The organism is Ruegeria sp. N4 (assembly GCF_056531425.1).
Genome location: NZ_JBQFLT010000002.1, coordinates 144,268 through 157,524, shown reverse-complemented (window position 1 = coordinate 157,524; position 13,257 = coordinate 144,268). Strand labels below are relative to the sequence as shown.

Annotated in this window: 11 protein-coding genes; 4 read left to right on the top strand and 7 right to left on the bottom strand. The window is 55.1% G+C overall.

Going from position 1 to position 13,257, the window contains the following annotated elements; translation table 11 throughout:
- Positions 1–7 precede the first annotated feature (7 nt).
- Entirely contained in the window at positions 8–1,552 is a 1,545-nt protein-coding gene (locus tag ACR0LW_RS05620) for a ShlB/FhaC/HecB family hemolysin secretion/activation protein (protein WP_480881862.1), read from the top strand.
- Positions 1,553–2,649: 1,097 nt separating this feature from the next.
- On the opposite strand, the gene ACR0LW_RS05615 is transcribed toward ACR0LW_RS05620, so the two are convergent.
- A complete protein-coding gene (locus ACR0LW_RS05615; RefSeq protein ID WP_480881861.1) occupies positions 2,650–2,832 on the bottom strand; it encodes a hypothetical protein in 183 nt (60 codons plus the stop codon).
- A 184-nt stretch (positions 2,833–3,016) separates the two neighbouring features.
- Positions 3,017–3,973, bottom strand: coding sequence for a helix-turn-helix domain-containing protein (locus ACR0LW_RS05610; protein WP_480881860.1), 957 nt, complete (start codon positions 3,971–3,973; stop codon positions 3,017–3,019).
- A 276-nt stretch (positions 3,974–4,249) separates the two neighbouring features.
- On the opposite strand from ACR0LW_RS05610, the gene ACR0LW_RS05605 reads away from it, so the two are divergent.
- The 3 genes from ACR0LW_RS05605 to ACR0LW_RS05595 are packed head-to-tail and all read left to right on the top strand — an operon-like array spanning position 4,250 to position 7,605.
- The gene (locus tag ACR0LW_RS05605; RefSeq protein WP_480881859.1) at positions 4,250–5,923 is read left to right on the top strand and encodes a sulfatase-like hydrolase/transferase; all 1,674 of its coding nucleotides are present in this window, start codon (positions 4,250–4,252) and stop codon (positions 5,921–5,923) included.
- Between the two features lie 47 nt (positions 5,924–5,970).
- Complete coding sequence (locus ACR0LW_RS05600) at positions 5,971–6,756, top strand: hypothetical protein (protein ID WP_480881858.1); 786 nt, start codon at positions 5,971–5,973, stop codon at positions 6,754–6,756.
- Between the two features lie 33 nt (positions 6,757–6,789).
- A complete protein-coding gene (locus ACR0LW_RS05595) occupies positions 6,790–7,605 on the top strand; it encodes a hypothetical protein (protein WP_480881857.1) in 816 nt (271 codons plus the stop codon).
- Positions 7,606–7,823: 218 nt separating this feature from the next.
- On the opposite strand, the gene ACR0LW_RS05590 is transcribed toward ACR0LW_RS05595, so the two are convergent.
- The 5 genes from ACR0LW_RS05590 to ACR0LW_RS05570 all read right to left on the bottom strand — a co-directional run bounded on the left by ACR0LW_RS05590 (position 7,824) and on the right by ACR0LW_RS05570 (position 12,907).
- Positions 7,824–8,900 (bottom strand): tetratricopeptide repeat protein, encoded by a 1,077-nt coding sequence (locus ACR0LW_RS05590; protein ID WP_480881856.1) that lies wholly within the window; start codon positions 8,898–8,900, stop codon positions 7,824–7,826.
- Positions 8,901–8,903: 3 nt separating this feature from the next.
- Positions 8,904–9,584 (bottom strand): IS6 family transposase, encoded by a 681-nt coding sequence (locus tag ACR0LW_RS05585; protein WP_480881855.1) that lies wholly within the window; start codon positions 9,582–9,584, stop codon positions 8,904–8,906.
- 261 nt (positions 9,585–9,845) lie between these two features.
- Complete coding sequence (locus tag ACR0LW_RS05580) at positions 9,846–10,904, bottom strand: TniQ family protein (RefSeq protein WP_480881854.1); 1,059 nt, start codon at positions 10,902–10,904, stop codon at positions 9,846–9,848.
- The gene (locus ACR0LW_RS05575; protein WP_480881853.1) at positions 10,897–11,772 is read right to left on the bottom strand and encodes a TniB family NTP-binding protein; all 876 of its coding nucleotides are present in this window, start codon (positions 11,770–11,772) and stop codon (positions 10,897–10,899) included. The genes ACR0LW_RS05580 and ACR0LW_RS05575 overlap by 8 nt, the downstream gene beginning before the upstream one ends.
- A 4-nt stretch (positions 11,773–11,776) precedes the next feature.
- A complete protein-coding gene (locus ACR0LW_RS05570) occupies positions 11,777–12,907 on the bottom strand; it encodes a transposase (protein ID WP_480881852.1) in 1,131 nt (376 codons plus the stop codon).
- Between the last annotated feature and the right edge of the window lie 350 nt (positions 12,908–13,257).

Genomic DNA, 13,257 nt, shown 5'->3' with positions numbered 1-13,257 from the left:
GTAGAAAATGCCTGTAACCAACTCGGTTGTAAATGCGATCATTTGCACTTTTTTGGCTATTGTATCAGTCCCAAAATACGGCATGGCCCAAACTTGGGACATCGCATCCCAGCACTCTGTCAGTGGCGTAACGGTGTATGATACCGATGAGCTGTTAACGTTTGCCGGTCAGTTGGCCTTTGACCGGTCGGGGCGCATCACAGCGGCGGATGTCGCATCAACGATTACGCAGATCTACCGAGAAGACGGTTACTTCTTGGCTGAGGCCTGGCCTGGTCCCGATGGGCAGAGCATAGTTGTTGATGAAGGGCGTATTCAAACCATCGAAATAGAGGGGGTAGATACGCGCACGTTCCAAACCTTGGAAAATATCTTTCGCCCCCTCACTACCGCATATCCTATAACTCTAAAACGATTTGAGCGGGCCGTTATGTTAGCCGAGGACATACCCGACTTGGACGTGTCGACCGAACTTGATTACCCGGATCAGGCTGGTGCTCGGCTGAGAGTGTTAGGAGAACCTCTACGCAAACAAGCCGGCAGTGCGACACTCGACAACCCTCCGCGTGAGCTTGGAGAGGCGCTCAGCTTCTATATCGTACAAGAGTTTTATTCGACGCTGACCGTCGGCGATTTGCTGCGCTTTGAGGGGTCAGGCAACTACAATTGGGACAAAGACGACGAACATTCATTGTGGGGCGCTGTTACCTATCGCGCACCGTTGAACAGCAATGGCCTGTATGGTGAGATTTTCTACGGAAACATAAACGCAAAACGTGACCTCTCGGGGGATTTTGCGAGAACAGATGTTGATGGCGAGAACTTCACCGTCGCGTTGGGTTACCCAGTGATCCGCGATGTGGCCCGCTATGGGTACCTTCTGCTGGACTATCGCCTTTCCGAAGCGGACTCAGTCAGTGGCGGCGTTCCATTGTCTAGTGACGCGAGTGTCGTTGGCCTTACATATCTTTACGGGCAAAACTATCCAAAAGGTCAAGCTCTGGAAGCGGGACTAACCTTATCTTTTGGCGATAACGACAATGACACGACGGACGCGAATTTTGACGACGGAGACTCTTCGTTCTGGCATCTGCGGGGCGGCATTGGATACGAAAGCCCGCTAACGAGCTTGTCGCCCAACACAGCTTGGCGCACTGAGATTTGGGGGCAGTACACCACCGACCGGCTGCCCTCGGTCGAGGAGTACTTCCTTGGTGATCGTTATGCTTTGCGTGGATATCGGTTTGACGAAGTGGATGGTGATTCCGGGATTTCCGCGATTTTCGAAGTGTCTCACTCCTACTTTCCAAGTTCCCAAAGCATTCATCGCTTAACGCCCTTTGTCTTTTTCGACGTGGGCTACATCTCGAACAATGACCCTGCGAGTTTTGAAGTTGATAGTGCTACACTGGCCTCGACAGGTCTGGGTTTGGACATTGAGTTTAAGCAAAACCTATTCCTGTCCGGATATGTCGGTGTCCCTTTGAGAGACGGTCCGTTGACTGACTCTGGCGATCCTGGCGCGTATCTTGCTCTGACAACAAGTTGGTGAGGATGTTATGAAACGGAACCGCATTGTTTTACTTTCCGCAGCTTGTTTGGTCGCAGAGCTGGCCGCCACGCAGGTCGTCGCCCGCGGCAATCATTACGGGTGGTGCCGTGGCGTAGGGAACCCACACCAATCGAGCCAAGGATGTGGGCAGGCCGGCGGGCAAGGGGCAGGCAACCAAATTACCGGTCCAACGCAGCCGGTGGCAAATCAGTTGCCACCTCAGGGAACGCCGCAAACGCCCACCTCCGTTGCTGTGCCGGTCCTTGCGCCGGGCGCGGTCCCGAATGCAATTCCCGGTCGGGTTCCTATCGCGACGCCAATAGCGATTCCCGGTCAAGTTCCAACGCCAATCGTAGCGCCGACCCTAGCTCCGCCCTTGGTGCCAAATCCAACACCAAACCAGGTTCCGACAGCCGTTCCTGGTCAGATTCCTCCTCAGCCTACCGGCCAAACTGCTGTGCCACCGCTCGTCCCGTCCGCGACTCCTAATCAGGTTCCCATAGCGGTTCCTGGCCAGGTTCCACAGTTGACACCAAGACCTACGGCAACTCACGTAGCCGTCCCAGGACATAAGAATCCACAAGGTGTCGTGACAATCATGCGCCCTAGGCCGAGGCCAACAACCGGTACTGTTCAGCAACCTGGCTCAACACAAGTGACCCACCACTTAAGTCACCAAAGCAACTCAAAGAAACACGATCACGTCGCAGCGACACCGGGACGGCATGACCCGCACGACCTACCGAGATTCCGCAACGCGGCGGCCAAGGAAAACTGGGAATGTGTTGCCAGCGGATTCGGACAGCGCCGGTATGATGCTGGGCGAGGCGTATTGCTCAACAACGGAGCGTTGCGGCACCTCGGAAACGTGGACGCTATGGCACGAGATGTCCCTGCACGGCATCCAAAACACTCTGGATGCATTATTTCGGTTAAACGAAAGCAGCGCTGAAGCTCACTTGGTGGGTTTTGCTCGGACAATGAGATTAATCGACCAAAAGTTCCTCAATTGTCATCTGGATAATTGGATTTCGTATTGCTTTATTCCCTGGCGATTACGTTGGCCGACGTAGCCCGACAATGCTCCGCACCTAAATTTACTTCAAATAGGCCAACAATCTATACTGCCGCACTTCCACGAAGAGCCTCCGACCATCTGGGCCGGTCAGGTTAGGCACGCGAAACTTTGCAAAGTCAGCTTTCTGCGCATCGCCGACGTTGATGGCGACCGCAGCATCTGCCGCAATGGGCTCAGTGTCGCTGTTCTCTGCGGCTTTCATCATTCGTTGGTCGCAGCCCGAAGCGGACCTTCAAAATCCGACTTTGCAATTCTCGTGTTGCGGACAAGTTAGGCCGCGTACTGCCAAGGTCTCAGCGTCGCTAGCCACTGAACTCTGACAGTGGCTCCGCAACTACAATTGCTTAACACAAACTTTGCGCCAAAGACTGTTGCCAAGCTCTGTTTCAGTTGATTTTGCCTGACAACGTTTGTGTCGGCAGTTGTCCAAAGAGTGCTCTGTAGTCTCGCGCGAACTGACCCATGTGCCAAAATCCGTAAGCGTTTGCGATGTCCGATATACTCTCCTCTGGCGAGCAGGATACCAGTTCATGGCGTACAGCACCGAGACGGGCTCTTAGATAAAACTGCTTGGGGCTCACCCCATATGTTTCCTGAAACGCGCGACGAAGAGTGCATGCGGATACCTGAATATCTGCACATACTTCACCGATTGAAACGTTATCCATCAAATGGGCCCGCATGAACTCAACGGCTTGTTGTGCTAAACGGGTTCTATTTTTACTGTTTCGCCGATCACTCCATTTTTCGCCTACCACCAGCATTTCCAGAAGCTCTAAGATCATATCACTCTCTTCACTATCAGAGCTTGGTCCGGCCGCTGATCCAATTAGAAAGCGCGCTTTGTTTTTGATTAAGGAATGAAGCTTGCCAGCGTCGCTAACGAAAGATCTTAAAGCGTCATCTCGCACGGTGCTGATATCAAGACCGCAATCGTCGGCGATCCGTTGAGCCCTTCGGATGTCGATGCCAAAGGTCAGGCCTGTGAGCGTTGAATTGCTCACGCCTTCAAAAGGGTCTCCGCTACCAAAATTCATAAGAGCGGTGTCTGAGGGTGAGCCGTTAAGCCAAGTCCGTACACTCCCTTTGTCTGGTAAACCAAACGCTAGAATGTCAGGGCGAGAAACACCGGTTTGGTACACAGCCTTATCAAACGACAAATCAATCATTTGAAGGTCAAGACCTGCCCAAACGGATACCGAAGAGTTCATAGTTCCCTCTTCAATTTGGCGTAGCTCAACATCCCATTGGGACAGCTCGCGGAATTGCGAAGGGTCCTGCAAAAAAAGTGTGTTTGGGGCGCAGGTTTTTTTGGGGGCTGATCGTTTTTTGATGTCGTCCATTCCGCCCCGCAGGTAGTTTTCATGAAATGTTATTCGAATATGTAGGCTTGGACAGTTGCAAGACAAAGCAATCAAATCGAGAGGGAAGAGGTTCGGACGCCCATCGTTGCCTGACGATACTGCGCGCACCGAACGCGTCGTAACACTGCTAACCAAAAGCGAAAAAGAGTTATTGCGCTCACAGGCTGAAGACAGCGAACTCTCCCTTTCAACCTTTTGCCATCATCTGATCCTTGAAGGTCTGAAAACAAGTAAATCATGAAACAGGGGTATCTCATGAAATCAAAACTGTTCCTCTCCGCGCTGGTCTTTGCCGGCTCCGCTATCACGGCGGCAGCTCAGGACAGCAATATTGTGCATGATGCGGAATACTATGTGCTGAAGCAGCAAAACGAAGCCGTTTGGGTCGAGAACGACGCACAGGTTGACCAACTGCTGGCCGATTTTCGTGAGAAAAACGGAGGGAACCCTCCAAACATCTTCTACATCCTTATTGACGATATGGGTTTTGGCGACATGGGTATGCCCGAGATGAACGCGATACGCGGGTATTCGACGCCCAATATCAACGCGCTCGCAGAGGAGAGCATGCGGTTTGCGCGCATGTATACCGAGCCGTCCTGCACACCGTCGCGGGTCGCGTTCATGACGGGTCGCCAGCCGTATCGCAATGGGATGGGCGATACCGCCGTCGATATTTCAGGTTTTGGCCTTGCCGATGAAGAAGTCACAATTGCCGAAGTTCTGAAATCCGTAGGCTACAATACCTCGCATGTTGGCAAATGGCACATGGGCGACATTCAGGAATCCTGGCCTACTTTTCAGGGCTTTGACTACGCCGCGTTCCCCATCCATCAGCAGGGCCAGTTGGCCATCTTCAACGAAGATGCAGCCAAGGAAGAAATCACCATGGCCATAGGGGAAGACAACTACAACTCCAAATACACGCTGGATGATTGGTTTCGCCCTGATCCGGGACACATGATTACCGGCCTTGAAGCTGTTATTGGCGGGGAGGTCCGCGAAGTCCATATGGAACCGGGTGAGAAATGGACCCAGGACAAATATAATGAAATGAACATCCGCTATCAGGCACAGGCGATGGAACAGTTGCGCCTGTTAGCAGAACGGGATGAACCGTTCTTCCTGCAATACTGGCCGCTTGTCCCTTTGTCGACAACGCGCACGACGAGAGAGGCGTTCACGACACCCAACGGCGGTACATTCGTTGAAAGCATGGAAGAGCTGGATGAATGGATCGGGGTCATTCTGAACGAAGTCGATACGCTGGGGCTCAGGGACAACACCCTGATCGTTTTGATGGGCGACAACGGTCACTTCACCAAATATGCCCCAGGCAGTGGGTTTTCGCCGCTGGTCTTCCGCGGCGGCAAGGCCGATACGTCTGAAGGAGGCGTTCGGGTGGACGCGTTTGCCCGCCTGCCCGGCCTGATCGAGGGAGACTCGATTGTATCTGACATTATTCATATCTCTGATCTGTTCACGTCAATTGCGCGTATCGGTGGAGCGATGGATGCCATCCCCCGCGACCGGATCATTGACGGTGTCGATCAGACGTCCCTGATGTTTATTGGCGATACGCATGGGCGCCGGGATCATGTACTGATCTACTCGATCAACTCACTGAAAGAGGTGGTAAAGGAACACATCAAACTCAAGGTTCCGGCCAAAGGTGAAAATGCTATCGTGGCCAAGTTCTACAACCTGTTCCGCGACCCCCGCGAAGAACAGAGCGTATCGACCGAGATCGGCGCATGGGCTGGGCATGAGTTTAACCGCATTATTGCCCGCCACCTGAAATTCAAAGAAATGTACCCCGATCAACCGGCCGCGACCGGACGTCCCTATGAAGGTATCGTGAACCTTCGTCCTGAAACCGTCGCAGCGGTGGATGCCTTTGTAGCCAAGCGGGACATTCAGCCCGACTAACAAGTGAAGCTGATAAGAGTAATGCAAGCCCCGCATCAGAAAATGATGTGCTTGATGTGGGGCTTGGCATCCACAACAAAGTTTCTGGAAACAATATGAAATTCCAAGCGCTTGTACTTGCATTGGCAACTGACTTTGTCGCGGCCCCAGCAATTGCCGATGAAAACGCTTCAAACCCTTTGGCCGCAGTCAATAACACGGACATCCGGTATCAGTATTTTGATTTGGGCAACGGTGCTGACAAGCAGGACGCCTTTATAGATGGCGCATACATGCTGCGGCCTGATCTGAAACTGAAATATGAGCTGCACTACAACTCAACGGATGTGACCGGAACGCGGTTCACTGACTTCGAGAAAGTGAGCCTCAAAGCGATCTATTTTCCCTCTCAGAGACCGCTCAACGACACTTGGGCCATCAAGTCGGCCATTGGTCTGGAGTGGATACTCGACCTTGGCGACCCGGAAAAAGGGATTGGAACCGGGTCCGATCAAATTGCGCCATTTGGCGGGTTCGCCATTGCAAACACAAGATCGGGGCTAACGCTGATCCCCTTGCTCCAGCATTTTGCTTCGTACAATGGCCCGACCGACATCAGCCAAACCGCGATGCGGTTGATTGCGCTGCAACCGTTTGGCGATGGGTATTGGGCAAAAGCCGACATCAAGGCACCATATGATTGGGAGAACGATGTTTGGCCAGCGACTGCTGAGTTGCAGATCGGCAAGAATCTCAGCTCGAGCGTTGCGATTTATGCCGACTTTCTCATCGGTATAGGGTCCGACCGCCCTTACGACAAAGGCGCGGGCCTGGGTCTGCGGTTCAATTACTAATTCATCCTCAATCAACTTCGGTGGAGATCATCTATGCCAAAGTCCGGCACCCTGTTCAGCCTTTTGTTTTCTGCGTCTTTCTTGGCCTTTCCCGGGACCGTTTTGGCACAATCCCTGCCTGCCCCTGGACAGGATGAAGCAAATTGGCGTCACGCCGCATCATTCTATCTGTTCACTCCGCTCCGCACTCGGGGAACATCAACGGTCGCAGGGCAATCCGCTGAGTTGGATTTGAACCTGGGAGATGTTCTCGACATTCTGGATTTTGCAGCAGCAGGCCGGTACGAGGCATGGAAAGGTGATTTCGGTATTATCGTTGATGCGAACTATGTCGGCATCGAACAGGATGCCAACCTACCGGGGCCACTGAACGCAGATGTAAATGTTGACGTCCGACAAAAATGGTTTGGCATCCTCGCTGCCTATCGCGTCGCGGACGGGACTTACGGGGGGAAAAATCAAAGATACACTGTAGATATCCAAGGTGGTGTGCGCTTCAACTCGATCCGACAGGAGATTTCAGTTACAACCCCTGGTCCCATGACGCTTCCGGTTTTGGGGGGTGATGAAGGCTGGATAGAGCCTGTCGTGGGCGCAAGGGGCATGTGGCGCTTGAATGAAAAATGGACCTCCATCGCATCTCTGGAATTGGGTGGCTTCGGCGCCGGAGGAAACGATTTGCAAATTGGGGCCAACGTGGGATTCGACTACCAACCCTGGGAAAAGGTCGCGCTGACGTTCGGCTATCGGTATTTCAGTATCGACTATGGCGATACACTCAGCTCAGGCGAATTCGCATACGACGTCACGCAGCAGGGGCCGTATTTCGGGCTGAAGTGTTTCTTTTAGATTGTATGCCCGATTGTAGATCGGCGAGATTCAATGTTTCTTTCTGAAACCTTTGCCGCCTTTCACGCTACTTGCCACATCGGTAACTCGGGGCTCACACGGTCATTGATTGCTTTGCGGACAAAGCACCAATTAGCTGCGGGCTGTACCAATGACCGCTTTGGAAGCATTCTTACTTGGACGCTTTTTGGCTTCAGACACTTTCGTACGCGTTAGGCTCAGTTTGTTGTCCATCCTGCTGACCTGAGAGATTTTGCAACCATATCCGCATGAGAAGGATCTTGGTAGAAGTTTGAGAACACTTGCTGTGGATCAAATCCAGGATAGGTTTCTTGAAGTTCCCGGACAGTTTTTTCTGCCTCTGACCTGTTTCCCAACTCGGCATAGGCAGCAGCGATAAAGACCAGAGTTGGCGCGCTTACTGGCGCACCTTCCTCAATAGCTTGAGCAAAAGATGCGAGCGTGTCCTCGTAGTGGCCTAAATGGTAGGAGGACACAGCAAAGATGTTGCGTCGGGCCAGTCTTAGCCCCTTGGAGTCAATGTTCCGGTCTGGGGCAGAAGCTTCAGCAGCTTCTGCGAAGCGACCCGTCGTGAGCATGATGAAACCATACGTGTCCAGTACACTTCCATTTTTAGGATCCATTTTACGCGCCAGGTCGGCAAGTCTGACTGCCTCCTCAAAATCTCGTTGAGCGAACTTAACCCAAGCTCGGCCCGCATGGGACCATGCCTCCTGTGGGGCAAGTGAAACGGCCTTATCTGCCATAGACTGTGCAGTCAGAAGCAATTCTTGGCGCTCATCCTCAGAAGAGGACAAAAGAGCAAGCGTTCCATAGCTGTGCGCAGCACTCGCATAGCTGCCAAAGTGGGCCGAATCTAATTGAATCGCTTCCTCAAACATCGCAATCGCAAGTTCTTGGCGATTGGGATCCAGAATTGGGAAGAGGAGGTTCCGACCTTGTAAATCTAAGTTTGCTGCTTGCAGAGTTGTCATGGACTTTTCTCGAAGCGCAATGCGTTCAAGTTCAGGCGGCTTCGCTTGTTGAATTGTAACGTTGGGGCCCTTCTCATTTGTTGCTAAGAAAATAGCACCCAAAGCTGCCGCAGCTCCTACTAATCCTACCAAACCTAAAAAGCGCCAGCTGGTCTTCTCTTTAGGTTTTGACGGCGCGGAAACTTCCATCTGCGCGATAGCTTCAAAACGTGGTGTATACCCTCCTTGATCCATATGAATGCGTACGGGGGGATCTGTTGCGAAGTTTCTGACTGAACAAAGAGCTGACACCGAACCCACGGCTTATGCTGCCAGTTCTGCAAATTGACGAAATGGACAGAGTCCGGGCGTGATTTGACCTTTACGGATCATGTGCGTCACTTCGATTCCGTCCAGTGTAGCAGCCGCTGAAGCAAAGGCCTTAAACCCTAGCATCGGTCGCGTGCGCCTCTTGATGAAGCGATGGTCCTGTTCCACGATGTTATTCAAATACTTCCGCCTCACCATCTCAATAGAGATCGGGCAACCAAACCCCTTCAGCATTTTGTTAATGGCTTTAATGCCGGCTGTGTTCGCACCGCTCTTGTCGATGACGATCTTTCGTGGAAGGCCATTGCATTCAAGCATTCGAGCGAAGAATTTCGTAGCGGCAAGTTTGTTCCGACGTCCTGAAAGCATGAAATCCAGTGTCTTGCCGTGTTTATCTACTGCTCGGTAGAGATAGACCCATGAACCTTTCACCCTGATGTAAGTTTCGTCCATCCGCCAGGAGCGGTCACACGGTCCCTTGCGCCTGCGCGCGACTTCGGCGATTGCACTAGCGTATTTTGTCACCCACCGGTTCAGCGTCGTGTGATCTACCGCAACGCCACGCTCAGACATGATTTCTTCTAGATCACGATACGACACGCCATATCGGACGTAGAAGAATACAGCAAAGAGGATCACATCCTTGGGGTATTGCGCGCCTTTGAAGGAGATCATGAGCCGGCTTTCGACTAGTTGGGACTGAAAGCCATCCACATGCTAATCTCAAGCGCGTCAACAGCCAAAACTTTGCAACAGAGCCCTCGGGTTTTGCTAAAATTCTTGACCTCCACCCTCTTTACAATCAAAATCAAGCCTTTTTGAGCGTTACATTGGGCGTGGTAACAGACTTCAATCATGCACGATAAGTATCCCTTATCATGTTATTTGAAATCTGACCCAAATTGACGCAGAATGGGTACATGATGTCGGTTTTCCTTAACTACTGGATTCGCGACTGTATTGGTCCAAAACCCGTAGACTCCTGCCCTGCCCGACACTCTGCTTCCGAAGAATCTGATCTGCCCGTCGCCGCAGCGCTTTAGCTGTGACCGGTTGGCCTTGAGCCGTCAAATCTGTGCGGGCTTGCGCAAGGGCCTCCCCTACGCGGTCCTTCAGCCCGTCGAGAACAGAGACCGGCTGCGGAGGTTTTGGTGTCACCATGGCTGTGCGCGCCTGTACCACAGGTGCCCTGCCCTGGGTTGGAGACGCCTCGCGCGCCGCCAAGACCGGCATATTCGCCAGCCCAACGTTTCGTTCCGAGGCCGCGATTGCACAGGCTTCCAGGGTTGCCCGCCAGTCTCGAACGGATGTGCCTGCCGCAAGGTGATGTCCGTATTGCCCGGCCAGTTGTCCCAGCGCGGCCCAATCCAGAGCCCCGGTCATCGCCCGGACCCGTGTCCGATCAGGGTCCGACACGATCTTCACGATACGCCGATGGATCGAGGCCAGGCACGCCATTGCCCTGGGATCGACCGGATCGACCGGGGTGACGCGGTAGGGCGTGGCACAGCGGGCACAACAGGTAAGTGGCAGGCCGGTCACAGGCAAGGGCTCCTGGCAGTGGCTGCACGCCCGCTCAAGCCACACGTGATGCGTCAGGCACACCGGACCGCCCATGCGCCAGTGCAGTGGCCATAGCGGCGTGGCCGCGGCCAGACACAGGGGACAAAAGCGCCGGGTGCCATCTAACAGCCGGAACGGCCCGATCCGCCATGGAGCAGCTGTGACCCGAAGCCGATCCGCAAGCCTGGGCGCCTCCTCGACCCACGGCAACACCATTGCAGATAACCGCGCAACATCGATGCCATTACACCGAGCCAGCGCCTCCAGGTGGTCGCGATCGGGACGATCGCTATCCGTGGGACCGTTTTGCAGCCCCATCCACCGCCACATGCGCCGTTCCGTCCCGAAATACAGTGCCACCAGTTGACCCAGCCAGCCCGACAGGCTCTCCCCCGACCGCGGGGCCGGGACAAATGGCAAACTGTCAAGCAAAGGCCTGCCATTCCCCGGCAGCTGCGGCTTCGAGGCCCTGTAACGTGATACGCTCTTCGCCCCCGACGGCTGTTGCCGCGGCCGTCGTCAGCAGATGGAACACATCCCCCGTGATACCCCCCGACAGGGCCACAAGCGCCCGCATCACAGCCCTGTCCTGCACCGGGCTTGGGGCGCGCAACGGCATTGCAGCCACGATGCTGCACACCAGATCCGCAAATGCCTCATTATCTCGCCAGACCCGCAGGTCATGCTTGTCAAACCGGCTGTCGACCTGGGTGTCCAGCTTCAGAACATGCAGGGAGGCATCGGTGCCAAAGGCGATCACGGGCATTTCAAGCTCGTTGGCCAGAAACTTGATCAGGTTCAGCAGCGCCTGAACATCCCGAACCCCTGATGCCCCCACATGCTGGAACTCATCCAGCAGAAGCGCCGCCGGCTGCAGGTGCCGCAACAGCCGAATGGCGGCAATCTCGATCTGGTCCAGCGTGTCCCGCGGGCGCGCAGGGGCGCCCAGCCGGTCCAGAAGATGTGCGTAAAACCGCCGCTCATCGGGTCGGGCCGGCAGTTGCATCGATACCAGCGGATGCGGCCTGTCGCTGCCCGGCACGGCAAAGCCGTCCGCATGATCCCGTTCCAGTTTGCGCCGGATCAGGGTTTTGCCCATGCCGGACGGGCCATGGATCAACAGCGAGCGCATTCGTGACACCCTGGGCCGCTGCAACAACTCCTCGACCCGCCGCACCGTCTGCATTGCCAGCGGGTAGCTCACCCAACGATCAGACCGGATAATCCGCCTGCGCTCCGCGTCGCCCAGAGCCGCCAGCGGGCGTATTGCGGGCGGTAAATGCGTGAAAGATGCGTTCATGGCCTCACCAGAGTTCGGAATCGTAGATTTTCGGCACATAACCCGGGTTTGGCGCATCGGTCCCAGCACCGGATTCTGGCGCTTCCAGCCCCTCATGCGCATCGGTTCGGCGCTGCTCAGCCCGCCGCGCCGCCCGGCTCTTCCCGGCGGCGGCCGACACCAGATGGCGGCCTGCCTCAATGGCGTCGAACACAGCGGCCTCATTTGCCGTTCCCTGCCCCGCCTCGCGCAACACAGCAAGTGCCGCCCGGTGCTCCCAAAGGGTGATTGGTGGGCGATCCGCATGTTTGGTGGTTAACCGCTCCAACCGCCCTTCCGGCGTCTCAAGCCAGACACAGGACAAATCCCGGGGATCATAGCGCACCGGCAGTTTACCGGGCTTTGACGCCGCCCAGACCGCCATTTCCGGATGCCAGTAAGCGATATTGAACAGCTGCAGCCCATCTCGGCGTGGCGTGCGGTATGCGAAGGGCAGGAAATCGAGCAACAACCGGTCCGGATCTTTTGGAGTTCTGGGCACCCACCCTGTTGCCTCGGCCGCTCTCCAGGCGCTCAACGGCGTGCGTCCAAGCGCCGTATGTACCCGGTTGTGGTAGACACCGGTGATCCGGCCCGCGAGCCAGGTTTCCAGCTCAGCGCGCGTCATGACGGCTCGGGCCTCGCTGTCATACGCCCCTTTTTCGACCGGATTGGAGAACGTCGTGCCTGGCAACAGATGGCATTCGGTCATCAATGTGCCCATCAAGCGCTCGATATGGCCACCCCACCAGGGCGCACCCGGCGGGCGGAAATCCAGTGCCATACCGTATTGTTCGCACCCGCGTTTCAATGCAACAGCCCGAAACTCTGCCGCGTTGTCGAGCTTGATCGTGTCAAAAAGCCCTGTACAGGGCCAAATATGTGCGAGATTGCGATCCGCCAGCCATTCCGCTTTGTCCCCGACAGCCTGCGCAATCGCCAGCGCGACCGACAGGCGGGACGGCGGGTCCAGCGAGACGACAAACCCCAGCACCATGCGGGTGGCAACATCCAGGACCAGCGTCAGCCAGGGCCGGCCGATCGGTTTGCGCCGAATATCATCGACCAGTTGGACATCAACAAGCGTATGATCAATCTGCACGACACTCAGGGGCATAGTGGCCTGGAGAGACCCTCTGGACGGCCCGACCTTTGACTGAGCAGCCCTGTACCCCTCCCGTGACCGTGTCAGTTTGACCTGATTCAGGCGTAAGGCACGGGTTCTGACCGACTTTAAACTCGGTGGCTTCAAACCCTGCGCCTTGCAAAGCCTCGAAATCTCCCGGTGTACCGCAGACAGAACCGGCTTTTGTCGTGACGCATAAAACCTTTCCAGCTGATCGGCGATGATGACCTCAACCGCATCCGAGAGCAAACGATGCCCCTTTGGACGACCACCTTTTGCAGGGACCAGTGACACCGTCCTGGGATCTTCCGAATACCTGTTCAGCAGCCGGTACACCCAGG